The organism is Vibrio fluminensis (assembly GCF_015278125.1).
Taxonomy (GTDB): Bacteria; Pseudomonadota; Gammaproteobacteria; order Enterobacterales; family Vibrionaceae; genus Vibrio; species Vibrio fluminensis.
Genome location: NZ_JADILO010000014.1, coordinates 12,945 through 37,336 on the forward strand (window position 1 = coordinate 12,945; position 24,392 = coordinate 37,336).

Annotated in this window: 28 protein-coding genes; 11 read left to right on the forward strand and 17 right to left on the reverse strand. The window is 44.6% G+C overall.

Annotated features, from left to right (window positions below):
- Window position 1: 1 nt before the first annotated feature.
- From flgD to IRQ95_RS11390, 5 genes are all read right to left on the reverse strand, one after another.
- Window positions 2-712 (reverse strand): flagellar hook assembly protein FlgD, encoded by a 711-nt coding sequence (flgD, locus tag IRQ95_RS11370; RefSeq protein ID WP_194437048.1) that lies wholly within the window; start codon window positions 710-712, stop codon window positions 2-4.
- Between the two features lie 17 nt (window positions 713-729).
- On the reverse strand, window positions 730-1,146 hold the full coding sequence (gene flgC / locus IRQ95_RS11375) for a flagellar basal body rod protein FlgC (RefSeq protein WP_075652496.1): 417 nt from the start codon (window positions 1,144-1,146) through the stop codon (window positions 730-732).
- 5 nt (window positions 1,147-1,151) lie between these two features.
- A complete protein-coding gene (gene flgB / locus IRQ95_RS11380) occupies window positions 1,152-1,547 on the reverse strand; it encodes a flagellar basal body rod protein FlgB (protein WP_194437049.1) in 396 nt (131 codons plus the stop codon).
- Between the two features lie 268 nt (window positions 1,548-1,815).
- A complete protein-coding gene (locus IRQ95_RS11385) occupies window positions 1,816-2,643 on the reverse strand; it encodes a protein-glutamate O-methyltransferase (RefSeq protein WP_194437050.1) in 828 nt (275 codons plus the stop codon).
- A gap of 10 nt (window positions 2,644-2,653) precedes the next feature.
- Window positions 2,654-3,580 (reverse strand): chemotaxis protein CheV, encoded by a 927-nt coding sequence (locus IRQ95_RS11390; protein WP_194437051.1) that lies wholly within the window; start codon window positions 3,578-3,580, stop codon window positions 2,654-2,656.
- Window positions 3,581-3,654: 74 nt separating this feature from the next.
- Between IRQ95_RS11390 and flgA the strand changes: the two genes are divergently transcribed.
- The 3 genes from flgA to IRQ95_RS11405 all read left to right on the forward strand — a co-directional run bounded on the left by flgA (window position 3,655) and on the right by IRQ95_RS11405 (window position 5,268).
- Window positions 3,655-4,401 carry a flagellar basal body P-ring formation chaperone FlgA gene (gene flgA / locus IRQ95_RS11395; RefSeq protein ID WP_194437052.1) on the forward strand — a complete coding sequence of 249 codons (747 nt, stop codon included), beginning with the start codon at window positions 3,655-3,657 and terminating at the stop codon, window positions 4,399-4,401.
- 118 nt (window positions 4,402-4,519) lie between these two features.
- Complete coding sequence (gene flgM / locus IRQ95_RS11400; protein WP_194437053.1) at window positions 4,520-4,831, forward strand: flagellar biosynthesis anti-sigma factor FlgM; 312 nt, start codon at window positions 4,520-4,522, stop codon at window positions 4,829-4,831.
- Between the two features lie 11 nt (window positions 4,832-4,842).
- A complete protein-coding gene (locus IRQ95_RS11405) occupies window positions 4,843-5,268 on the forward strand; it encodes a flagella synthesis protein FlgN (RefSeq protein WP_194437054.1) in 426 nt (141 codons plus the stop codon).
- 66 nt (window positions 5,269-5,334) lie between these two features.
- On the opposite strand, the gene flgP is transcribed toward IRQ95_RS11405, so the two are convergent.
- Together flgP and IRQ95_RS11415 are read right to left on the reverse strand one after the other, a co-directional pair.
- Window positions 5,335-5,766 (reverse strand): flagellar assembly lipoprotein FlgP, encoded by a 432-nt coding sequence (flgP, locus tag IRQ95_RS11410; RefSeq protein WP_194437055.1) that lies wholly within the window; start codon window positions 5,764-5,766, stop codon window positions 5,335-5,337.
- 8 nt (window positions 5,767-5,774) lie between these two features.
- Window positions 5,775-6,410, reverse strand: coding sequence for a FlgO family outer membrane protein (locus IRQ95_RS11415; protein WP_194437056.1), 636 nt, complete (start codon window positions 6,408-6,410; stop codon window positions 5,775-5,777).
- A gap of 161 nt (window positions 6,411-6,571) precedes the next feature.
- Here IRQ95_RS11415 and IRQ95_RS11420 point away from each other — a divergent pair, with 161 nt between their 5' ends.
- Window positions 6,572-7,708 (forward strand): flagellar assembly protein FlgT, encoded by a 1,137-nt coding sequence (locus IRQ95_RS11420; RefSeq protein WP_194437057.1) that lies wholly within the window; start codon window positions 6,572-6,574, stop codon window positions 7,706-7,708.
- Window positions 7,709-7,957: 249 nt separating this feature from the next.
- Window positions 7,958-8,464: a Fe3+-citrate ABC transporter substrate-binding protein gene (locus IRQ95_RS11425; RefSeq protein ID WP_194437058.1), complete on the forward strand. Its 507-nt coding sequence runs from the start codon at window positions 7,958-7,960 to the stop codon at window positions 8,462-8,464.
- A 79-nt stretch (window positions 8,465-8,543) separates the two neighbouring features.
- Here IRQ95_RS11425 and IRQ95_RS11430 read toward each other — a convergent pair whose 3' ends face one another.
- Entirely contained in the window at window positions 8,544-9,500 is a 957-nt protein-coding gene (locus tag IRQ95_RS11430) for an OmpA family protein (protein ID WP_194437059.1), read from the reverse strand.
- 364 nt (window positions 9,501-9,864) lie between these two features.
- The gene (gltX, locus tag IRQ95_RS11435; RefSeq protein ID WP_194437060.1) at window positions 9,865-11,289 is read right to left on the reverse strand and encodes a glutamate--tRNA ligase; all 1,425 of its coding nucleotides are present in this window, start codon (window positions 11,287-11,289) and stop codon (window positions 9,865-9,867) included.
- Between the two features lie 223 nt (window positions 11,290-11,512).
- Between gltX and IRQ95_RS11440 the strand changes: the two genes are divergently transcribed.
- Window positions 11,513-14,218 (forward strand): heavy metal translocating P-type ATPase, encoded by a 2,706-nt coding sequence (locus IRQ95_RS11440; RefSeq protein WP_194437061.1) that lies wholly within the window; start codon window positions 11,513-11,515, stop codon window positions 14,216-14,218.
- Between the two features lie 8 nt (window positions 14,219-14,226).
- Window positions 14,227-14,670, forward strand: a complete 444-nt coding sequence (locus IRQ95_RS11445) for a DUF411 domain-containing protein (RefSeq protein ID WP_194437062.1) — start codon at window positions 14,227-14,229, stop codon at window positions 14,668-14,670.
- 56 nt (window positions 14,671-14,726) lie between these two features.
- Here IRQ95_RS11445 and hemH read toward each other — a convergent pair whose 3' ends face one another.
- The 3 genes from hemH to htpG all read right to left on the reverse strand — a co-directional run bounded on the left by hemH (window position 14,727) and on the right by htpG (window position 18,684).
- Complete coding sequence (gene hemH / locus IRQ95_RS11450; RefSeq protein ID WP_194437063.1) at window positions 14,727-15,689, reverse strand: ferrochelatase; 963 nt, start codon at window positions 15,687-15,689, stop codon at window positions 14,727-14,729.
- 147 nt (window positions 15,690-15,836) lie between these two features.
- On the reverse strand, window positions 15,837-16,481 hold the full coding sequence (gene adk, locus IRQ95_RS11455; RefSeq protein WP_194437064.1) for an adenylate kinase: 645 nt from the start codon (window positions 16,479-16,481) through the stop codon (window positions 15,837-15,839).
- 298 nt (window positions 16,482-16,779) lie between these two features.
- A complete protein-coding gene (gene htpG, locus IRQ95_RS11460) occupies window positions 16,780-18,684 on the reverse strand; it encodes a molecular chaperone HtpG (RefSeq protein WP_194437065.1) in 1,905 nt (634 codons plus the stop codon).
- A gap of 262 nt (window positions 18,685-18,946) precedes the next feature.
- Between htpG and IRQ95_RS11465 the strand changes: the two genes are divergently transcribed.
- The 4 genes from IRQ95_RS11465 (at window position 18,947) to IRQ95_RS11480 (ending at window position 21,452) form a co-directional block, all read left to right on the forward strand.
- The gene (locus IRQ95_RS11465) at window positions 18,947-19,813 is read left to right on the forward strand and encodes a winged helix-turn-helix domain-containing protein (RefSeq protein ID WP_194437066.1); all 867 of its coding nucleotides are present in this window, start codon (window positions 18,947-18,949) and stop codon (window positions 19,811-19,813) included.
- Window positions 19,814-19,821: 8 nt separating this feature from the next.
- Window positions 19,822-20,337 (forward strand): regulatory protein ToxS, encoded by a 516-nt coding sequence (locus IRQ95_RS11470; protein WP_194437067.1) that lies wholly within the window; start codon window positions 19,822-19,824, stop codon window positions 20,335-20,337.
- 61 nt (window positions 20,338-20,398) lie between these two features.
- Entirely contained in the window at window positions 20,399-21,154 is a 756-nt protein-coding gene (locus IRQ95_RS11475) for a sulfite exporter TauE/SafE family protein (protein ID WP_194437068.1), read from the forward strand.
- Between the two features lie 19 nt (window positions 21,155-21,173).
- Window positions 21,174-21,452 (forward strand): Rdx family protein, encoded by a 279-nt coding sequence (locus IRQ95_RS11480; RefSeq protein ID WP_194437069.1) that lies wholly within the window; start codon window positions 21,174-21,176, stop codon window positions 21,450-21,452.
- 57 nt (window positions 21,453-21,509) lie between these two features.
- Here IRQ95_RS11480 and yfcE read toward each other — a convergent pair whose 3' ends face one another.
- Genes yfcE through IRQ95_RS11505 form a run of 5 tightly spaced genes read right to left on the reverse strand, consistent with a single transcriptional unit; the run spans window position 21,510 to window position 24,342 of the window.
- Window positions 21,510-22,058 (reverse strand): phosphodiesterase, encoded by a 549-nt coding sequence (yfcE, locus tag IRQ95_RS11485; protein WP_194437070.1) that lies wholly within the window; start codon window positions 22,056-22,058, stop codon window positions 21,510-21,512.
- Window positions 22,059-22,105: 47 nt separating this feature from the next.
- Complete coding sequence (locus IRQ95_RS11490; protein WP_194437071.1) at window positions 22,106-22,513, reverse strand: CBS domain-containing protein; 408 nt, start codon at window positions 22,511-22,513, stop codon at window positions 22,106-22,108.
- Window positions 22,510-22,860, reverse strand: coding sequence for a P-II family nitrogen regulator (locus tag IRQ95_RS11495; RefSeq protein WP_194437072.1), 351 nt, complete (start codon window positions 22,858-22,860; stop codon window positions 22,510-22,512). Before IRQ95_RS11495 ends, IRQ95_RS11490 begins: the two co-directional genes overlap by 4 nt.
- Window positions 22,850-23,641 carry a DUF1538 domain-containing protein gene (locus IRQ95_RS11500; protein ID WP_194437073.1) on the reverse strand — a complete coding sequence of 264 codons (792 nt, stop codon included), beginning with the start codon at window positions 23,639-23,641 and terminating at the stop codon, window positions 22,850-22,852. The genes IRQ95_RS11495 and IRQ95_RS11500 overlap by 11 nt, the downstream gene beginning before the upstream one ends.
- Window positions 23,638-24,342: a DUF1538 domain-containing protein gene (locus tag IRQ95_RS11505; protein WP_075651598.1), complete on the reverse strand. Its 705-nt coding sequence runs from the start codon at window positions 24,340-24,342 to the stop codon at window positions 23,638-23,640. The genes IRQ95_RS11500 and IRQ95_RS11505 overlap by 4 nt, the downstream gene beginning before the upstream one ends.
- Between the last annotated feature and the right edge of the window lie 50 nt (window positions 24,343-24,392).

Genomic DNA, 24,392 nt, shown 5'->3' on the forward strand with positions numbered 1-24,392 from the left:
GTTACGCTTTGCCTACTTCAAGTACTTCAGCAAGTCGAACTGGTGACTCAAAGCCAGCCAGATTAAGCAGTACGTTACCATCACCTTTACCGAGAAGAACGCTGTTGACGTTTGCGTAAGTTGATACTTCAAACTCTTTGCTTTCTCCATCTAACAAGCCCGATGCTTTCACATTGTACTTGCCAGCCGGCAATGGATTACCGTTTTCATCTTTTCCGTCCCACACAACGCGGTTATCACCGGCAGGTTTCGCTCCCACTTCGAACGTGCGCACTAGTTGGCCCATCTCGTTCTCAACACGGACAAACATATTGTCTACGTTTTGTGGCAGTTTCACCATTGCCGCCATTGATTTACCGTCTTGCTTTAAGCCTGCAGCACCTGGAACCAGTACATCTCGGCCAACTAGAGTTGACGCCTGCAAAGCTTGGTTTGATGTCATTGACGCGTTCAACGTATCGAACTGATTGTTCATCTTGCCGATGCCATCAACGGTGGCAAATGACGCCATTTGCGCAATCATTTGGTCGTTACCAACCGGCTTAAACGGATCCTGTTGAGCAAGCTGCTTAGTCAGCAACGATAAGAAGTCTTCTTGTTTAAGATCTTGCTTACCCGTTGTTCCTTCAGGCTTTTTTTGCTCTTGAAGCGCTTTAAGCTGGTCTACATAGGACAAGCCGCTTTGACCAACATTATTAATACTACCGGCCATACGTTACCTCCTTATCCCTATTGACCCATCTGCAGCGTACGCAGCAGCATTTGTTTACTCGCATCTGCTAATTGCACATTGGTTTGATATGAGCGAGAAGCAGAAATCATGTTGGCCATTTCTTCCATAACATTAACGTTCGGCTTATAGATATAGCCTTCGTTGTTTGCAAGTGGGTGATCAGGGTTGTATTCCGCATTAAGCGGCTTATCACTTTCCACAATACCTAACACTTTCACCGGCACCGTATGGTCTTGACCGTACTTTGCCTTACTTAATTCAGCACCAAATACCGCATGACGAGCTTTATAGGTGTCTTTAGCCGAGCTTGAGACACTATCCGCATTCGCCAAGTTGCTTGAGGTAGTATTTAGACGAACGGATTCAGCGCTCATTGCAGAACCTGTCACATTGAATACGTTAAATAAGCTCATCTAATTTATTCCCCTTTGATTGCTTTGGTTAAGTTCTTGAATTTACTTCCTAAGAAGTCTAATGATGCTTGATGTCTGATCTGGTTTTGCATAAATAAGTTACGCTCTAAATCCACATCGACAGTATTGCCATCACCAGTGTCAGGTTGAGTCGGAAGTCGATAAAGCACTTCACCTGTTACCTGAGTAGAGGCAGGAATATGCCGACCATCGGTACGGCTAAGACCAATGCTTGCCTCCGAACTTGCCGCTTGCAGTGCCTTTTGAAAATCCATGCCTTTCGCTTTGTAACCTGGCGTGTTTGATTGCGCAATGTTGGTCGAGATAACCTCAGCGTTGCGCTCACGAACACCCACCGTGTGTTGGTGAATGCCTAATGCCTTGTCAAAAGAAATAGCCATGTTTGCCTCTACTTAAAGAACTGACCGTTACTAATAATTTGTAAAGCAATTTGCGTACCATCTTTTAGAAGACCAGACACAAATTAACTTTAATCCGAATAAAACAGCAATAAGTGCGCCAACTTTAATGCACCGCATCACGGCACTGTTCGCACGACTCTCAATGATTACGACTTTGGAATGTCTTGGTGAGTATATGCTTTAACGAAGGGGAAAACAAAAAGCCCAGCAATCGCTGGGCTTTAACGTAGATTTGTTTGAGTACTATTTACTTAAGCTTATAAATAATACCTGGATTACAGCGAACCATTTCAAAACGATCAGTGAGACCAGTTAAAGATTCAGATGCTCCCAGAAGCAGGTAACCGCCTGGGTTTAGACTATTTGCCATTTGATTCAAGACTTTCGATTTCATCTCTGGCGAGAAGTAAATCAGTACGTTACGGCAAAAGATAACATCAAATTTACCAAGCAGCGCGTAACTGTCCATTAAATTTTGTGGCCGAAAATTCACCAATCGCTTTGCTGTGTCTTTAATCTTCATACGGCCATCGCCTGCATCTTCAAAAAATGCTCGACGACGTTCAGGAGACAAACCACGCCCTAAAGCAAGGTTATCGTAAACACCCGCACGGCACATATCGAGCATACTGCTAGAAATGTCTGTTGCAGTAATCGATATGTTTGGCAACATGCCTGGTTTGCGTTGCTGTGTTTCTAAAATGGTCATCGCCATTGAATACGGCTCTTGACCTGAAGAGCTCGCCGCAGACCAAATTTTGATTGGGCGCTTGTTAGCAGCCAATTCCGGCAGGATCTTGTCTGCTAATACAGTAAACGGGTAACTATCGCGAAACCATAATGTTTCATTGGTCGTCATCGCATCTACAGCCGCAACTCGTAATTCACGATTGCGCCCAGTGATAACATCACGCAATAAATCTGACAGTGAAGCTAGCTTGAACTTCACGACTAAAGGGCTCAATCGACTTCTTACTAAGTACTGCTTACTTTCTCCCAGTACAATGCCGCACTGAGATTCTAAAAAACGGCTAAAATCACGATACTCTTGATCGCTTATAGTTATCGCTGTCATTAAGTTCTCTTTATTTGATTAGTGCAGTCTTCACCGCATTACCGAGTTCATCAGGATTAAACTTGGCGATAAAAGAATTGGCGCCGACACGCTCCACCATAGCTTGGTTAAATACGCCACTGAGTGAAGAATGCAGAATTACATACAGATCTTTCAACTCTGCATGACGGCGAATTTCTGCGGTTAGAGTATAGCCATCCATCTCCGGCATTTCGATATCTGAAATCACAAGAGCAATTTGATCGTAGATACTACCTTGAGACGACATTTCTAAAAGCTTCTCATAAGCTTCTTTGCCATCTTTTACCGAAACAACTTCAAAGCCAATCGAGCTAATTGCGCGCTCGACTTGTTTACGTGCAACTGTCGAGTCATCCGCAATCAGGATACGACGCACGACAGGCTTATCTTTTTGTGCCTGCTTGATCTCTTGACCGATATTGCTGTCCATTGTCTCATCAACAGGGGCAATTTCCGCGAGGATTTTTTCTACATCGAGAATTTCAACTAATTCATTGTCGATGTTTGTCACTGCCGTTAGATAATGCGCTTTACCTGAACCTTGTGGCGGAGGTAGGATCGCTTCCCAATGCATGTTGATTATGCGCTCAACCGATGAAACTAAGAAGGCTTGAATAGTTCGGTTAAATTCCGCAATCACGACAAAGGCTTTATCAACATCCGTCGTTGGTCGTCCACCAATCGCTAAACTCAAATCAATCACCGAAACAGTATGGCCTCGAATGTGTGCCACGCCTTTAACTAAACGGTGAAGATTTGGCATTGAAGTAAGCTTAGGACACTGAAGAACTTCTTTAACCTTGAACACGTTAATACCATAACGTTGGCGTCCCATTAAACGAAACGTAAGTAGTTCCAATCGGTTTTGACCGACGAGTTGTGTACGCTGATTCACAGAATCAAGAATACCCGTCATAAGCTCATCTCCATTTCAAACTTTCAAGTGAAAAAGTGGTAATCTAGTAAAGGCTACAAAACCTGAGAAGACGCATGATACCTTTTAAATCATACATTTCTACATATTCCATAACCAAAAAAAAATTGTGCATCGATAGCATGTTAGTCTTTATCGGCTTATCCGCCCTATTCTTTAGTGTTTCCTCTTTATCTGCAACTCAAGAACAAATTTTCTCGATTCAAAACGCAGCGGAAAAATACATTTTAGAGAGAGTTGAGCAGCCTACTGGAGGTTCGCTAGAGGCTGAAGCAGCCAATATAGACAACCGGATTTTTGCCACCGATTGTCCTGCGCCTCTTGCAGTATCATCAAAGTCTACGAGTACCAAAGCGAATAATATTACGGTGTTAGTAGAATGTAGCCAAGACAATTGGCGTATTTACGTTCCAGTGAGACTCGTTCGGACTGGCCCGCAAGTCTCACTTATTACGCCTCTAAATCGAGGGCAAATCATCTCTGCACAAGATGTCACCACAACTATGGTAGACTTGCAGCGCTTAAGGCGGCAAGGATTTTCCTCGATAAATGCTGTTATTGGTGCAAAAGTAAAGAAAAACCTCCGAGTGGGTGAAATTATCGAGCAACGTGACATCTGTATTGTGTGCCGAAACGATATAGTCACCATCAAAGCAGAAAAATCTGGGATGGTCATCACCACTAAGGGGGTCGCGCTTTCAGATGGCTCCCACGGTGAGCAGATAAAAGTGAAAAATAGCAAATCAAATCGTATAATTGATGGCAAAGTGACCGACATTTCCGAAGTGACGGTCATTTTCTAGAGCCAACTTTTCCCACTAATTCGTAGGAATTTGCTCAATTAAAATTATTGCTAAAGGTCTGTGCAGTTCTGCCGATATGGTGAGTACAGGTTTTTTTATCAAGTAAAAGGCTTTCTCAATGGCAGGTATAGATAATATTCGCGCGGGGCAGACTCTTACGTCAAGTACTCGCGCTTCACGTAGTAATGACAGTTCCGTTCAATCAAGTTCTCCTTCAAAGAGCAATAGCGTTGCACAAGATGCCGTGTCACTCAGTTCTGAAGGCAAGGCTGTTGGTGAAATGCACAAACAGATGGCGAGCCAACCAAGCTTTGACCAAGCGAAAGTCGCCGCAATTAAAGAAGCGATCAGTAACGGCTCATATACTGTGGATGCGGAAAAACTTGCAAGCAATATGATCAAGTTCGAAAAAGAACTTGGTGGTTTTTAGCGAGAGGTTAAATGGCGGCTTTAAAAGGTTTAGTTGAATTTCAACTAAAAAATGCCAACGAACTTTCTGAATTATTGCAGAAAGAGCAGACGGCTATCGCCCAACGAGTGGCGAAAGAAATCGAAGCCATTGCTCTGCAAAAAAACACGCTTGTCTCTCAATTGCAGACAACCGATGAGCGAATTAGACGTCATCCAGATGTAGAAAGCCTAAAAGTTGACGCGAATTTACAGCCCATGGTTGAACAAATACGCATTATTATTTCTCATTGCCAACAATTAAATGAGATCAATGGGCAATCACTGCAAAGAGCCCAGTTAAGCTTTAATCAGTTAAACAACTTGATGAAACAGAGCCAAGGAAAAACAGGAATGACTTACACTGCCAAAGGTCATACCAATAACATCTCGACTCTTGGAACCAACCTTAAAGCCTAATATTTACTCCATTAAAAAAGCGGCAATCAACATTGCCGCTTTTTTAATGGAGATTAGATAGAGAAGCTAGAACAACGTTTGTTGACGTTTTTCAGGTACTTGTTGCACCTCGCCGTAGTCACGTAACTTATTCATTTTCTCAATGTCTAAACGTAGTTCGGTCACGTAAGTGTCACCCACTTTGTAACTGCGGACAACTTCAGCACCACGTATTACTCCATCAACCGCGCCTGACGTAAGCTCAGTACCAAGACGTTGATCTTTTAAATCAGCTCGACCACTGATTCGCATACCATAAATCTGCTCGGCTAGTTCACGATAAGCATCGATCTTAGATGCTCGCATAGCACGTACTTGCTTCTCTTCTACATCACGCCCTTTCTGTTCACCGATACTCGCGTAACCCACCGCTGTTAACCAATCGTCAGGTCGCATTTGAGTCAAAGGCTGACATCCAACCATCGCAATAGAGACAATCAATAACAATAACTTTTTCATCTCAACTCCTAAGGACGCAGAATCACAGTGTAAGGTTGACGAATCATTGGGTCTGAACGAATCAAAACACCATCTTGCGTACGAATACTATTCAATGTATCCAAATCACGGCCAATACGATCAGCGGGTAAGAAGCCTTGAGCAGAAGCCACTACGATTCGAGATTGCATACCAACGACGCGCGCGTTAACCAAAACACCGCCTTCTTGACGTAGCATTGTGCCAGTAAGTACATATTGAATGTCTTGTTCTTTTGCCAAATCTTTCCAGTCACGACTAAGTGCAAAGTCACCTTGCTGCGTTACTTGAATATTCCCGGTAGTTTTGTAATCCACGACCTTAAAACCACGACGCTGAAATTGGTAAATAAAGCCTTCCGATACGGAATTACCTAACCAATTCGTCGCATCCATATTTTGCAAGTCAACAAACGAAGTCACCGCAATTGGCGTACGCGCTGATACACTTGTATTCGACTCAACCAGCTCCTCAGTCATGCTTTCAACAAAGAAGTCCAACGTATGACGTGGGCTGTCCATTAACATGAACTGGCTGCCAGGGTAAGGTTCCTTACCATTATAAATTGGGGAGTAAGCGCAGGCTGTAAGCAACAGCGCAGGCACTAACGCAAACCATTTTTTCATTCTCTAATCTCCGATACATTCAGGCACTGGCGATCCATTTCTATCTCTCTTTCAAAAGTGGAACGCTCTTTGCTTTTCTATCTGTGCAATCTTTTAGAAAACCAATGCCAAAATCCGCTATGATTCTCAAAGCAAAAACTGTACCGAGTTGGTAACACATTATGAAAAAATCGATTTTCAGTCTCTTCTCTACCCTGATACTGGCCCTAATATCAACGACTGGCCATGCGGCATGGTATGAAGTGACTGGTACGGCAACCGTCGTTGCCTCTGAGGATGCGGCACGCATTCACGCTTTAGAAGATGCTATTTATAGAGCGGTAAGCTTCTCCGGTGCAGATATTGGCAGCATCGCAAATTTGCGTCCTTTACTTGAAGATGATCGTAAAGAGTATCAATTCACCAACCATGAAGTACGCTACATATTGATTGAAAAACAAAAAATCTATAAAGACGTCATGGTGGTTAAGGCACGTATTGATATTTATCCGTCGGCAACAGGTTGCCACGTTGATCAATATAAAAAGACCTTTCTCGTCGGCAATATTGATCTCATCTCCCCTCAACAAGCGGTAATGGGCCAGGTCTATAGTCTTGGCGACGATTTTGCCCAGGTACTCAATCGTCAGTTAGATCAAGAGTCCACCAGTTTCGTCTCAGTCGGTACGACAGATTATGAAATCAATAAACGCTACCCTGAGCGCCTAAAAATGATCGCTGAAGATACTGGTGCGCAATATATAATTGGCGGCAACATAACTGACCTAACGGCAACCATTGAACAAAACGTGCTAAAAGCGGACGTGATAAACCGTCAATTTGCCATGGAGCTGACTGTATTTGATGGTAAGACTGGTAGCGAAGTCTACACCCGCAACTATCGCGAAGTCGCTCGTTGGCCTTTCCCTAAAACCAGCCAAGTGGATACCCGAAGTGCTCGCTTTTGGGCGTCCACCTATGGCGAAATGATGTTGCGAGTCAGCCGCAATGTAATGCTTGATCTCGAATCAGAAGTCTCATGCAAAATCACCCTACCTGAAATCATCGCTAAATGGGGCAATGTGATGACAATGAATTTAGGCCGCCTACATGGCGTTCAGGAAGGTGACAAACTGCAACTTTGGCACACTGGCTCATTTATCGATCAACGCGGTATGCCACGCAATAAGGTATCAGAAACCGATATTACGCTAACCGTCTCTCGCGTATATGAAGGTGAAGCTGAATTAACGGTAGACCAACCTGAGCTGGCAAACAGTATTCAGATTGGCGATGTGATGCATAAGTTAATCTTGTAAATGGATTAGCCTTAATAAGTCCGCTTAATATAACGCGACCATCACTTCAATACGTAGCCTCTATTCCCAAGGGAGGCTACACCATTTCTACTCATAATTATGATAGCTCGACTGGGCTATAAAGTGTGAGTCAGGCAGATTCTTGAGCAAGAATTTTCCAATGAGCTATGTTTATTGAGTCACTACACTTTAAAATTTAGTAACAATTGCTTACTCTTTAACTAATAATAAATATATCAAATAAGAACTATGCCAAAGAGCAATTTAACAACAAATACCGGACACCGGTTTATTTCTAAAGCTAAGACTGCCTATAAAATACATATCCATACCCCTGAAGATACGGTATTGCACCGCTCTGTCGGCTTTATCAAAATGGGGGAAAAGAAAGGCCTGCAAAAAGCGATCAAGCTTCGTAATGAACTTGGCAGTGAAATGTGGGGGAAGTTTTGGCGTCGCCTACTGAAAGATCCCTTTTTGATGACCCGCCTGCCTCACTCTCTAGAACCTAAAATTATCTATAAACCACGCCCAACGAAAGATAATCCAGAAGCTAAGGATGAATGCTACATTGCGGCTTGGCGTAACTATGATGAAAATGGCAAGTTGATCTATAAAAGCGTCGTGTGCTCAATTAACAAACACGGGCGTTTGGCGGCTTACAGTAAAACCAAGAAGGCACTTCTTGAAGCGAACAAAGACAACCTCGAGATCCTTGAGTTTATGGGAAGATTGAGCAGTATTGATTTAAAATAACCATAACAAAACCAGGGATAATAATGAAGCTAGCAATATAACAAAGCCTTGGTAAACCAAGGCTTTGTCGTAACAATTATTACTGTTCTACTGTGTATTCGAACTCTGGAACAGAAATTTCTACACGGCGGTTTTGTGAACGACCTTCGCTTGTCTCATTACTTGCGATTGGGTTATTTTCACCTTCACCACTCACTGACATGCGGCTTGAATCAACACCACGATCTGCTAGCATTGCCGCTACAGACTGTGCACGTTTTTCAGATAGCTTTTGGTTGTACTCAGCAGCACCTGAAGAGTCAGTGTAACCAACAATCTCAACTTGAGCTTGTGGGTACTGGTTTAGCAATTGTACTAGCTCATCCAGTTTAGACTCGCTACCTGGCTTAAGTTTGCTGCTGTTAAGCGCGAACGTTTCTGTATCTAGCAGTGTTGCATCAAAAGTCTTGGTCATCACTACCGTTTCAACCACTTCTTCTACCATCACTTCTTCTTCAACAACTTGCTCTGGCTCATCATTACCGCCAAAGCGGTAAACAAAACCAAGGCTAGCAGTATTAGCAAATGCGCGAGTAACATCGTTATTGATGTCTGTTAGAGCTTGGTACTCTAAACGAACAGAAGTGTTCTCAGAACCTGCAAACTCAAGGCCAACTGCACCTAAGAAAGATTCATCGCTTTTATCACCGTAGTTAACGTAAGCACCACCAAATTTACCATAAATATCAATCGCATCTGTGATACCAAAAGATAGCTTAGGTGCTAGTGTAAACGCGTCAACACTGTCATTTGGCAAACCCGCGCCAGTGAACTTACCCAAATAGTCATAACCCGCTTCTAGTGACAAAAAGTCGTAAAACTCATAGCCACCGAAAACACCTAGAGAACCTGAATCATTGTCATCACAAGTAAAACCAGACTTACACTCATCGTCCAGCCAAGAGTAACCTGCTTTTAAACCTACATACGGTGCCGCACTTGCTGCACCAGCTGCCATTGCAAGCGTTGCTGAAATTACCACTGCTAATTTTTTCATTATTAATTCCTTCATCCACTGTCTTATAGTTTATTAGTCATCATCCAAAAGACCTTTCTCATGCGTCCATAACAGTGCCGCAAGTTAGCTTCACAGCAGACTATTTTTGCAAAAGAACAAAATGCTAGGATGATCACAGTCTTATTATCGCTGAAACAGAGATTTAAATCTGTTTCATATCTGAAAAATAACATTACCTTATTGTTCTATAAAGAAATTTTCCTTTTGCTTCTCCAAACAACTCTACGTTTACACGCTTAAACGTAGAACAATAAAGCCAAATATGCCAAAAATACGCGACGCAAAAAAAAGACCGTAGCCCAATAGCTACGGTCTTTCTAACTCATTAGTAGTATACGTTCTACTATGCGTTTGCTTCACGCTCAGCGATGAATTCTAGTGCCATCTTGATGCGAGCCACACAACGCTCTTGACCTACTAGTTGCATTACAGCGTCAACGGATGGAGATTGACCACCGCCAGTCACTGCTACACGTAGTGGCATACCGATTTTACCCATACCAATTTCTAGATCTGCACACACGTCTGCGATCATTTGGTGAAGGTTTTCAGTCGTCCATTCAGTGATTGCTTCTACTTTTGCCAGTGCCGCTTCTAGTGGCTCTTTAGCCACGCCACGTAGGTGCTTCTTCGCTGCGCCAGCTTCAAACTCAGAGAAGTCTTCGTAGAAGTAACGGATTTGCTCAGCCAGTTCAACTAGCGTGTTGCAACGCTCGCCGACAAGCTTGATCACTTCAGTAATCGCTGGACCGTTCTCTTTGTTGATACCTTGTTGATCAAGGTGCCATTGAAGGTGCTTCGCTACATACTCAGGCTCAGAGGTCTTGATGTAGTGGTTGTTCAACCAAAGTAGCTTATCAGTGTTAAATGCAGACGCTGATTTAGAGATTGCATTTAGACTGAAGAATTCAATCATCTCTTCTTGAGAGAAGATTTCTTGGTCGCCATGAGACCAACCTAGACGCACTAGGTAGTTATTTAGTGCTTCTGGTAGGTAACCCATATCACGGTATTGCATTACTGATACCGCACCGTGACGCTTAGACAGTTTTGCACCGTCATCGCCAAGGATCATTGCACAGTGAGCGAATGTTGGTACTGGTGCACCTAGCGCTTCGTAAATATTGATTTGACGAGGCGTGTTGTTGATATGGTCTTCACCACGGATTACGTGCGTGATACCCATATCCCAGTCATCAACCACTACACAGAAGTTGTATGTTGGCGCGCCATCAGTACGACGGATGATAAGGTCATCCATTTGCGTGTTGCTGATTTCGATACGACCGCGGATTTGGTCTTCAAATACTACGCTCCCTTCTTTTGGGTTACGGAAACGGATAACGCATGGATCGCCATCTTTTGCCGCTTCGTTCGCTGCTTTGATCTTTGGATGGTTCGCATCGTAACGCGCCATCTCTTTGTTCGCTTCTTGCTCTGCGCGAACTTCGTCTAGCAACTCTTTAGATGCGTAACATTTGTAAGCTTTGTCTTGTGCCAGTAGCACATCAACCATTTCGTTGTAACGGTCAAAACGTTGAGTTTGGAAGTAAGGACCTTCGTTCCACTCAAGACCTAGCCATTCCATACCTTCCATGATCGCATCAACCGCTTCTTGAGAGTTACGCTCAAGATCCGTGTCTTCGATACGTAGAACGAATTCACCTTTGTTGTGTTTAGCATATAGCCAAGAATATAGTGCTGTACGAGCACCACCCACGTGAAGGTAGCCTGTTGGGCTTGGTGCAAAACGAGTTTTAACCGTCATGTAAAATACCTTGATTGTCTAAATGACTGCACTAGAGAATTTCAGTGCCAAAATTGGGCGTTATTTTATACGCAAGTGCGCCTGCGTGCTAGGGTATCACCATGTTTTTTACTTAAGACACTCCTTAGCAAGAAGTGAAGCAATAAAATCCTTAGCGTAAAGCCTTGACCTTGCCCTTGAGGGAAGGTTTATCCTCAACCACAGTAACTATTGAGGATTGGCGATGAACACATTCGATATACCACTACAGGGTTTAAACTGTATGGGCTGTGCACGCAAAGTGAAAAAACAGCTCAATGACCATCTTGACGTGACGATATTAGATCTTTCGCCGACCTCAATTAGTCTAAAATCAGACGCTTCCTTTCATGCCATTGCCGAACAAATCGAATCATTAGGTTTCCACGCTGGTGAACATAAACAGTTTGCCCTTAGCGGACTCAACTGTGGTAAGTGCGTCAAGAAGCTCACCGACCACCTTGCCAACAACGATGCGATAAGCAGTCTATCCGTAAGCAAAACCGAGCTTTCACTTTACACCTTACTCTCTGATCAACGCATCATCGAGTTGGTTGCTGAACTTGGCTATCAAGCCTCACTTGAGCCCGCCAAAAGTGAGCTTGAACCATCCGCTACACCTGAAATCACGCAAGATAATCATAGCTTAGCGGACAAAGGGGCTGCGGCAACTGCTGCTAGCAACATTAATTTACTTATCAGCGGTATGACTTGTGCCAGTTGCGTCTCATCGGTAGAAAAAACGTTACTTGCGGTTGACGGGGTAAGCAAAGCGCAGGTCAACCTTGCCGAGCAAAGTGCGATTGTTTTTACCACTGACGCCCAGCTTAATTCTCAAGCTCTGATCCAAGCCGTGGCGAAAGCTGGCTACAGTGCACAAATCATTGATGATCCTAAAACTCAGCAGCAAAAACAGTTAGAACAACAACAGCAAATTCAAGCTCACCACAAACGCAGCGCCTGGATTGGACTCGCCGTGGGCGGACCTTTGATGGCATGGGGCGTGTTCGGCGGCAATATGATGATCCGCAATAGCAGCGATCAATGGGTTTGGGGATTTGTAGGCGTGATTTGCTTATGGCTGCTGGCGACGGCTGGTCGTAGCTTTTTCACCAACGCTTGGCTCGCACTAAAACACGGGCGTGCCACCATGGACACGCTCGTCGCATTAGGCACCGGTGCAGCATGGCTGTTTTCAATGCTGATCGTATTACTACCAAATTGGTTCCCGGTCGCATCGCGCCATGTTTATTTTGAAGCCAGTGCCATGATCATCGGTTTGATCTCGCTAGGTCACTATATTGAGGCCAAAGCCAAAGCCAACACCACTCGCTCACTGCAAGCGCTGATCGACCTACAGCCAAAGTCGGCGACATTGGTGACTGAGAATGGCGATCAAGAGATTGCTGTAGAGGTGATTGAACAAGGTATGCATTTACGCATTAAGCCGGGTGAAAAAGTGCCTGTTGATGGCCTAGTCATCGCAGGGCATTCGTACATTGATGAGTCGATGCTCACTGGTGAGCCAATGCCCGTTGATAAGCAAGTCGATAGCGAAGTCTCTGCCGGCACGCTTAACCAAGACGGCAGCTTAGTGATTCAAGCCACCAGCGTCGGCCACGATACCATGTTGGCGCGCATTATCAGTTTGGTACGTCAAGCGCAGAGCAGCAAACCGGCTATCGCCAAACTTGCCGACCAAATTTCAGCGGTATTTGTCCCCGTTGTCGTGGCGATTGCGATTATCGCGGCATTGGTTTGGTATGCCGTCGGCCCGGATCCAAAAGCAAGTTACATGTTGGTCGTAGCAACCACCGTTCTGATCATCGCTTGTCCTTGTGCTTTAGGCTTAGCAACGCCACTCTCTGTCACCGTCGGTGTGGGTAAAGCGGCTGAAATGGGTATCTTGATCCGTGATGCCGATGTACTGCAATCGGCGAGTAAACTGGATTGCGTGGTGTTTGATAAAACAGGCACGCTGACGCAAGGTTCTCCTAGTGTCGAGCAAGTCTTTGCCGTTAATGATGATCAACAGCGCTTACTCTCCCTAGCAGCCAGCTTAGAGCAACACTCCGAACACCCTCTGGCAAAAGCGATTGTCGAACAAGCTAAACTTCAAGGTGCACCGCTAGTTACCGTCGATAATTTTGACAACATGCGCGGTCGCGGCGTACGAGCCGAATGGCAAGGGCAAAAAATTTCCGTTATCTCGTTGCCATATGCACAAAATATTGGGATTGACCTTAAGCCATTTGCTACAGAGCTGCAACAATGCCAACACAATGCTTGGACGACCGTTATTGTAACCAAAGATGACATTGCGCAAGGTGTGATTGCTATTGCTGACCCAATTAAATATGATGCCGCCGCCGCAATTTCAGCACTCAAATCAATGGGCATCACGCCTGTGATGTTAACGGGAGATAACCAAACTGTTGCCAACGCGATAGCTACGCAGCTCGGTATTGAGCAGGTTATCGCTCAGGTCCTTCCTGATGAAAAAGCGAACCATATTCAAAAGCTCAAAGCACAGGGCTTAACCGTGGCCATGATTGGTGACGGGGTGAATGATGCGCCAGCTTTGGCGCTTGCTGATATTGGTATCGCGATGGGTAGCGGCAGTGACGTCGCCATCGAGAGTGCGCAAATGACACTATTGAACTCGTCACCACTGGCGGTCGTGAAAGCTATCGAGCTTTCTAAAGCGACCGTAAAAAACATGAAACAGAATTTGTTTGGAGCGTTTATTTATAACTCTCTAGGCATTCCAATTGCTGCCGGTGTTTTATACCCAGCATTTGGCTTTTTACTCAGCCCAGTAGTGGCGGGAGCAGCAATGGCGCTCTCATCAATTACTGTGGTGAGCAATGCAAACCGACTACGATTATTTGAAACGACGCATCGTTCCTAGAGGTATCTATGACTCTTAAAACCATTACTTTTGCTCTACTGATGGGTACAACAGCGACAGCTTGGGCTGCTGATGTCATCAACCACAAATCACCCTATTGTGGTTGCTGTACTGAATGGACTAAGCATATGCAAGATGCTGGCTTCACAGTAGAAGAAAAACTGCATGATGATATGAATGCGGTAAAACAAAACTTGGGTTTAGACCCTAAACTAGCCTCTTGCCATACCGCAGAAATTGGTGGCTTTGTATTTGAAGGTCACATCCCTGCTGACGACATCAAAGCGTTCCTAGCTAACCCGCCAAAGAATGCGAAAGGTCTTGCGGTTCCTGGTATGCCAATGGGTTCACCGGGTATGGAATATGGCAATGAAAAAGATTCATACTCAGTCTACGCCTACAATGAACGCGGCCAAGTATTTGAGTACCGCCGCTACCAAGGTAATCGCTAATAAAACAGAGCCTCGCATTTGCGAGGCTTTTTCATTGGGATTATTTATTTCATCGATTAACGGTGCTGCCTGATCAATTCAACCATCATCTCGATATGCAACGCATCATCATTCAGGCATGGAATAAAATTAAAACTCTCACCACCATGTTCTTTGAACAGTTCTTGCACTTCGCCCGAAATCTCTTCCAGTGTTTCTAAACAATCCGCAGCAAAGGCAGGTGTCATAATATCGAGTGACTTAACACCTTTACTCGGCAACGCTTCAATCGTCTTATCGGTATAAGGCTGTAGCCACTCTTCTCGACCAAAACGCGATTGGTAGGTCATGCCAATTTGATCATCATTCAGCCCAAGTTCTTGCTGCAGTAATTTCGTGGTTTGCTCGCAGTGCTGCGGATAAACATCACCATTGTCAGCATAGCGCTTAGGAATGCCGTGATAGGAGCAAACTAAATATTCAGACTGTCCTTTTTCCTGCCAAGAGCGACGTACACTTTCTGCTAGTGCCTTAATATACAGAGGGTGATCATGATAATCGCGAATAAAGCGATACGCGGGGATCTCAGCCATCTGTTTAAAGGCTATCGTCAGTGCATCTGACACCGCGGCAGTGGTCGTGGCTGAATATTGTGGGTAAAGAGGCAGAACAATCACCTCTTCAACACCTTGCTCAACCAAACTGGTTACCGCTGATAACACACTTGGATTACCATAGGTCATGCCAAGCGCAACGGGAATATCAAGCTGCTCGGCAAGTTTCGCTGCCTGTCTCTGCGAATAGACCATTAGCGGTGACCCTTCATCCATCCATACTGATTGATAAAGCTTGGCAACCTTTGGCACACGTATCGGTAAGATGATGCCATGTAAGATAGGGCACCAAAGCCAACGCGTTGTGTCCACCACACGTTTATCATGAAGAAACTGGCTTAAAAAGCGTTTAACTGCCGGTGCAGTCGGCTCATCGGGTGTCCCTAGGTTGACCAGCAATACGCCTTGTTTTTTATTTTTGTTCATTGCATCCCATCAATTTAGTTGGCCAAGATGTTGTTTACGCGATACCAACATTTTAGTTCAGTATTGGCATCACTTTTTACTTGAGCAGAAAAGAAAAAGCGACCCTAAGGTCGCTTCCACTATAGCAATTTTTTCTCAGTGAGAGAATTAAGCGAGTGCTTTCTCGATGTCTGCACTTACTTCTGCAACTTGCTTAGTACCGTCGAATTTAAGGTACTTAGTGTTGCCAGCTTCTGCTTCTTTACCGTAGTAAGAGATAAGTGGCGCAGTTTGCTCATGGTAAACGCCTAGACGAGCGCGTACAGTCTCTTCTTTGTCGTCATCACGAACCACTAGGTCTTCGCCCGTTACGTCATCTTTACCTTCAACTTTAGGTGGGTTGTACACTACATGGTAAGTACGACCTGAAGGAAGGTGAGCACGACGACCAGCCATACGCTCAACAATAACGCTATCTGCTACATCAAACTCGATTACGTAGTCTACGTTCACGTCCATCTCTTTAAGGCCGTCAGCCTGAGGAATTGTGCGTGGGAAACCATCTAGTAGGAAACCTTTCTCACAGTCATCTTGAGCGATACGCTCTTTGATTAGACCAAGGATGATTTCATCCGATACTAGCTGACCAGCGTCGATTACAGCTTTAGCTTGTTTGCCAAGTTCTGTACCCGCTTTGATAGCTGCACGTAGCATGTCACCAGTAGAGATTTGTGGAATACCGTATTTTTCCATGATGAAGTTTGCTTGCGTGCCTTTACCTGCACCTGGAGCACCTAGAAGAATGATGCGCATGATTTATCCTCTTTAAGATTAGAAATTTATACCGAAGCTCACAATCCGACGACTATGCCATTGCAAACGGTAAGTTTCGGTATATCACCATCAGATTGGGGTTAGCGAGTTAAGATACTCGTATAAGTCGCAGATTCTAACATAAATTGTCGCTTCTACGACTCAAATAAGACTAAAGAATGCGATTAGCGTGAACCGAGTACGCCAACCATTGCATAACAGGTCCTAACCTAACTACTTGCCTTCCTTTCAAATAAAAAGCCCGCAAGATGCGAGCTTTTTCTCCGATTTTTATGTATTAGCCCTTAGTCAAAAGCGTATTAATTGCGCCTAAGAATTGCGATGGGTCTTGTAGTGAGCCGCGCTCAGCGAGCATTGCTTGACCAAGTAAAACCTCAACCCAACGACCAAATGCGACTTCATCGGCTTCATCTGCCATGCGCTGAACTAAGTCATGCTCAGGGTTGATCTCCAAAATGTACTTAACTTCTGGTACCGCTTGACCGGCCGCTTCCAAAAGTTTTGCCATTTGAGTACCCATTTCAAAGTCATCCGTCACGACAACCGCAGGGGTTGTTGCAAGCTTGAAGGTAGTACGCACTTCTTTCACTCGGTCACCCAAGTACTCTTTGGTGCGCTCAACCACTGACTTGAATTCTTCCTCGGTCTCTTTTTGTTTCTCTTTCTCAGCTTCGTTTTCAAACTTACTCAGATCAAGACCCGCTTTAGTGATCGATTGGAACTGCTTGCCATCAAACTCGGTTAAGTAGTTCATCAGCCACTCATCGATGCGATCAAACATCAGCACCACTTCAATGCCTTTTGCTTTGAACTGCTCTAGGTGCGGGCTGTTTTTCGCTGCCGCGTAGCTATCTGCCGTCAAGTAGTAGATCTTATCTTGACCTTCTTTCATACGCTCAACGTAAGACGCCAGGCTGATGGTCTGCTCTGAAGAGTCTACTTCTGTTGAAGCAAAGCGCAGTAGTCCCGCTACTTTCTCTTTGTTCGCGTGGTCTTCCGCCGGACCTTCTTTTAGCACCAAACCAAACTCTTTCCAGAATGATTGGTATTTCTCTTCATCATTTTTCGCCATGCGCTCAAGCATTGTTAGCACACGCTTAGTGCAAGCATTGCGCAGCGATTGAGTGACTTTATTATCTTGTAGAATTTCGCGCGATACGTTGAGTGGCAAATCATTTGAGTCAATTAAACCACGTACAAAGCGCAGGTATGACGGCATAAACTGTTCTGCGTCATCCATAATAAATACGCGCTGCACGTAAAGTTTTAGACCTGATTTATGGTCACGGTTGAACATATCCCACGGCGCTTTTGCTGGAATGTATAGCAAGCTCGTGTAATCGTTCTTACCTTCAACGCGGTTGTGACTCCACACCAGTGGATCAGCAAAATCGTGTGAGACGTGTTTGTAGAACTCTTGGTATTCTTCGTCACTGATGTCTGACTTATTACGTGTCCAAAGTGCTTGAGCTTTATTGATTTGCTCCCACTTCTTCTCACCCGTTTCTTTGCCTTCCTCATCACGCTCAGCGGTTTGAATCGACACAGGGATACCAATGTGATCAGAGTATTTGCTGATCACATCACGTAGACGCCATTCATTGAGGAACTCTTTTCCTTCCTCGCGCATATGCAGCACGATATCGGTACCACGAGACTCTTTACGGATATCTTCGATGGTGTACTCACCCTCACCCGCCGAGTGCCATTGCACCGCTTGATCGACGTTAAGACCTGCAGCTCGTGTACGTACTGTAACTGCATCCGCGACAATAAACGCAGAGTAGAAACCCACACCAAATTGACCAATCAATTGTGAGTCTTTACTTTGGTCGTCAGATAATTTTGAGAAAAATTCAGCTGTACCAGACTTAGCAATGGTACCAAGATGCTCAATCACATCTTCACGGCTCATACCGATACCGTTATCGGAAATGGTTAGCGTGTTTGCCGCTTCATCGAAAGCAAGCTTTACACCTAAATCCGCATCACCTTGGTAAAGGTCTGGGTTTGATAGAGCTTGGAAGCGCAATTTATCTGACGCATCCGAAGCATTAGAAATCAGCTCACGTAAAAATATCTCTTTATTTGAGTACAGTGAGTGGATCATTAAGTGAAGCAGCTGTTTGACTTCGGACTGAAAGCCGCGAGTTTCTTTATTTTGAGTGGCAGTTTCGCTCATGTTTACTCCATAACATCTATACTTATCAAACCTCTGTCATATATTTGGTCAGAGGTTTATATGATGACTGCTACATAACATGTGGGTGACAAATGTAAATTCAAGGTCAAGAATTATAAAAACAATGTTTTTTTGATTTTAGATTGTCTATTCTGCCCAGCAAAACATATCAATGAGTCGGTGCATTTTTTTATAAAATGTAAATCGGCCGAAATCATCGCATCAGCGATGCCTGTGACCTATTTAACCGAAGGCCAATTGCATGAGTAACATAGGTACCAAATTTAACCTTGCTAATAAGTTTACATTTGATCCAAACACCAACTCTCTGGTTGATATACTTAATAATAATGAAGTTATCCGCCTAGGGAGCAATGAGAGTCGTATTCTTCTTTTTCTATCTGAAAAACCAAATCAGGTCGTCACTCGCCACGAACTTTATGATTTTGTTTGGCGCGAACAAGGGTTTGAGGTTGATGATTCAAGCTTAACTCAAGCTATATCGACACTTAGAAAACTCCTAAATGACTCAACAAAGTCCCCTGAATTTGTCAAAACTGTACCAAAACGGGGTTACCAATTAATCTGCAATGTGGAGCGCTCTGCCCCACTGATTAACGGTGAAAACTTAGTTTCTTTTAGCTCTTCTGAGATAGTTGAAGAAACCGCAAAAGAACCTGAAATCGATTTATCTCCTGAAATTGAAAGAGAAATCGAAGTCGCTAGTACCACTAGCACGCCAGAACCAACCTCCGAAATACAAGAAACACCTCTCAATTGGCTGTCTAAACTCGCCCTTGTTCTTGCTTTGCTATTGCCGCTGCTTGCATTATCAATCAATAAACCGACCGCTTCTGAGTTTCGTCAACTGGCGACTTTCTCTAACGTTGTCGTAAAAACACCAACCAATCATCCAGATCTTAGCCACTGGTTGCCAGCGATAGAGCAATGCGTGACTCGTTATAAGAACAACCACTCTGGTGAAACGGCCCCAGTTGAAGTGATTGCGACTGGAGGGCAAAACAACAAGTTAGTACTCAACTATATCCACCAGCTGCAACATTCCGGTGAGAATATTACTGTGCGTATTTTCTCTGACCAAGACAACATCGAACATATTTGCCAATAGGAGGGGTTATGAACCAAACAAAAGCATTACTACTATTGGCTATTTCTGCCGTGTTTAGTGGCTGGCTGTATTGGGGCAGTGATATACAACTAGAGAAAGCCATCACAGCAAAAGAGTGGCAATCTAAAATGGTCAGTGTCATTACTGAAGGAATGCGTGAAGAGTCCGTGGGACCATTACGTAAAGTTGATGTGGTTTCAAACGTAAAGTACTTACCAAATGGTACCTATATTCGTGTTGCCACAGTGCGTCTCTTTGCCAACAGCGAACAAAGCGACAGCGTGATCAATATTTCAGAAACTGGACATTGGGAAATCAGTGACAATTACTTGTTGATCTCTCCTATTGAGTTCAAAGATGTGTCATCCCCAAACAGCAAAGACTTTTCAGACCAACAACTGCAGTTGATCAAGCAGCTGTTTAAGATGGATGCGCAGCAGAGCCGTCGCATTGATATCGTCAATGAAAATACTTTACTGCTGACTAGCTTAAGTCACGGTTCTACGGTACTTTTCTCTAACTAGTTGTTCTAAATTTGATAATGGGGAGCAAGATGCTCCCCTTTTTAATGGATGTTGTTTAACCATGGACTGGATAAACTCTTTCGGCCTATTTATCGGCTCACTTTTCGCTAATACCTTAGCCTCTCTGTCAGGAGGGGGCGCTGGGTTGTTGCAATTCCCACTATTGCTATTTTTTGGTCTGCCGTTTTCTGTCGCCCTTGCCACACATAAAGTTGCGAGTGTCGCTCTCGGTTTAGGGGCCGCCGCCACGCACATTAAACAAAAAAGTTTTACGCTACAGGAAGCTGGCTACATTACTATTGTTGGTTGTATTGGCGTCGTTATTGGCGCCAATTTAATACTCTATGTCCCTGATGTGATAGCTGAAAAATTATTAGGTTCGATGATCTTAGCGCTTGGCATCTATTCCTATTTTAAAAAGCAGTTGGGGCAATTAGCTACACCAATTAATCGCCACTTGCTTGGTTATATACTCGGTAGCATCGGGCTGATATTAATCGGCATAATCAATGGCTCACTCACAGCAGGCTCAGGGCTGTTGGTGACACTCTTCCTAGTCAGGTGGTTTGGCTATAACTATAAACAAGCCGTCGCACTTACCATGATATGTGTGGGACTCTTTTGGAATGGCATTGGCGGAATTGCAGTGGTTCAAGCCGGCGCTTCAATTTATTGGCCTTGGCTACCTGTGCTACTTGCGGGCTCTTTCTTGGGTGGCGCGGCAGGCGCCTATCTATCGACTCGATTTAGCAACAAAATCATCAAACAATGCTTTGAAGTTCTGACCTTATTGGTTGGGCTTAAACTACTCATTTAAAGATAGGGACAAAAATACAATGGAAAAAGCAATTATCGATATCTATTACTGTCGTCAATGCAATTGGATGTTGCGCTCGACATGGCTTGCACAAGAACTATTACATACCTTTAGTGAAGAGATAGAAACGGTATCCCTACACCCTGATACTGGTGGACGGTTTGAAATTCACTGCAATGGTCACTTAATTTGGGAGCGCAAACACGATGGTGGATTTCCTGAAGCTAAGGTTTTAAAACAACGTGTTCGCGATATTATCGATCCGGAGCGCGACTTGGGTCATTCAGATAAACGATAAAAAAGGCACCTTAGGTGCCTTTCTCGATATGGTTTCGCCGAACTATCGTGCGTTAGATTAGCTGATCGCTTTTTCGAGTAGGGTATCACCACTAAAGCTCATCACTTTAATCATGTTATCGGTATACAAACCGTAACTTGCTTCAAAACCATTACGTGGGAAAGTAATCGAGCCCGGGTTAAAAATAAATTGCGCGCCATTTTTTTCTGCCAGTGGGATATGCGTATGACCATGAACAATCACATCGCCTTCTCTTAAAGCTGGACGTTTTTCACTGTTGTACAGATGACCATGGGTCAAAAACAATCTTTGCCCGGTAGGCAGCATTACCCAAGCGTAATCACTCATCATAGGAAACGCCAGTAGCATTTGGTCTACTTCACTGTCACAGTTACCACGTACCGCAATAATTCGCTCTGCGTATTGATTCAACAATTCAGCCACTGCTGGTGGATTGTAGCCTTCCGGCACAGGGTTGCGTGGACCATGGTTGAGTACATCACCAAGCAGCACAAGAGTTTCGACACCAGAGCGTTCAAACTCTTCGATAACACGCTCAGTTGCAGGTAAGCTACCATGCAAATCCGAAGCAAAAAATAGTTTCACAATAGATTCTCCTCAACTTCATTGAGGTCATTTTACTCAATTGGTTACTAGACGTCATCCCGTGCCATGCCGTTGATCACAATATTGTTGTAACTTACCATGCCGATCACCACACCATTTTCGATTACGGGCGCTCGACTGATACCAAAGCGTTCAAATAATCGCGCACAATATTTCACGTTCATATTCGGATCGACGCACAAAGCTGGCTTAGTCATGATTTCATACACATTGGTACGCTCTGGCGAACGATTCTTGGCTAAGACTTTTTTGGCAATGTCATTCATCAGTACAATGCCATATTCATCATCGTGATTGCGCTTGTTAATCACTAAAGCTTTGACTTGATGTTGTCGTGCTATGCGTATCCCTTCTTGCACGGTGCTTAAACCATCAATCATGACATAAGTTGCAGCCATGACATCCCGTACTCGGACTGTTGTTTGTGCATTCATAACTCATCCCCAACCACTTTCGTCAGTTTTTCCACTTGGTGAGCGACTCCCACCGCATCTTCGATATCGATTTGAATTGCGATCCCTTGCCCTGACTCTTGATCAAACTCGCCAACCTTACTGATCGTCTCTAATATCTGCCGCGCAAGGTGTTCTTCCACCACAAACAGCAAGACATCTTTCTGTACTTCTAACGTTAAACCCAAAAAGGTGCGTTTCTGATTGAGCCCCTCACCCCTGGCATTATTAATCACAGTGGCACCTGTCGCACCAGCGTTGCGGGCGGCATCCAGAACTTGTTCGGTTTTACTATCTTCGACAAAGGCTAACAGCAACTTAAAGCGCATTTTCTTGATCCTCTTTTTGCGGTCGTTGATTCAACCATTGAGTAATTTGTGCGTATCCCATCACTGAGATCATCGGAAATAAACTGGCAAAGGCGATCAACCCAAAACCGTCTATCATCGGATTTCTACCCGGAACGGTCGACGCTAGCCCTAACCCAAGTGCAGCCACTAAAGGAACTGTCACGGTTGATGTGGTCACGCCTCCAGAATCATAGGCCAGTGGCACAATCAGTTTGGGCGCGAAAAAGGTTTGGATTACGACAACAATATAACCAGCAATAATGTAGTAATGGATGGGATCGCCGACCACGATGCGATAGCTCCCTAAAGAGATACCAAAAGCAACACCTAGCGCGACCGCTATGCGTAAACCATTGACCCGAATGCTGCCACCCGAGACTTGATTGGCTTTGATTGCCACCGCAATCAGAGAAGGCTCAGCGACGGTGGTGCTAAAGCCGATACAAAAAGCAAACAGATAGACCCAGTAATAATCAGCCCAAGTTAATACTGACTCAGCGCTCAACCTTACCTGCTCAATAAATTGTGGTGCGGTGAGTTGCTCCACCATAGTTTCCCCAAGTGGAAACAGCGCCATTTCCAATCCAAGCAAAAAAAGCGACAACCCAAGCACCACATAAAAAAAGCCCAGTATCACTTTAGAAAGATTAGCGACCGGGCGCCTAAGCACTGCAAACTGAAAACCGAAGATGATGGTCGCTATCGGGATCACATCGCCGATGGTATCAATGAAGGTGTCAAAAAATTGCGTCACTATCATGCGATCACCATGCCGTAAACCATAACAAACATCATCGGCAGTAAAGAGGCAAAGGCAATTAAACCAAAGCCATCAATCATTGGATTACGCCCTTTAATCGACGAAGCCAAGCCGACGCCTAAAGCCGTCACTAATGGCACAGTGATAGTCGATGTCGTCACGCCGCCAGAATCATAAGCAACGCCAATAATGCTCTCTGGTGCGAAACCGGTTAGCACCACAACCCCTAAGTACCCACCGATAATCATGTATTGAATCGGCCAACCTTTGAGTATCCGAATCACCCCTAACACGATGGCAAAACCCACTGACAAGGCTACAGTAAAACGCAAACCATCTGCATACGCTTCACGACTCTGCTCATCGCGCTTTATCATCCCCCCTTCCGCAGCGACGTCAGCCGCCTCCGCAGCCACTGCGGTCAATGCAGGCTCTGCGACAGTGGTACCAAAGCCCAAGCAAAACGAAAATAACAGTAACCAAAAGACACTTCCCTTCTGAGCAAAAGCTTGAGCCATCGTCTCGCCAATAGGAAAGAGCCCCATCTCTAAACCAAAAATAAAGAAGGTTAAACCAGTCACAACAAAGAGCAGCCCTAAGGCTATCGAGGTCAGATTCGGCAGAGGCTCTTGCAACACCACCAATTGAAAAAACGCAATCACGAGCACAATCGGCATTAAATCACGCAGGCTGCCTAACATTGCGCGTAATAATGCGGTAAATGCTTGTTGCACTGTTCACCTCCCTTCCA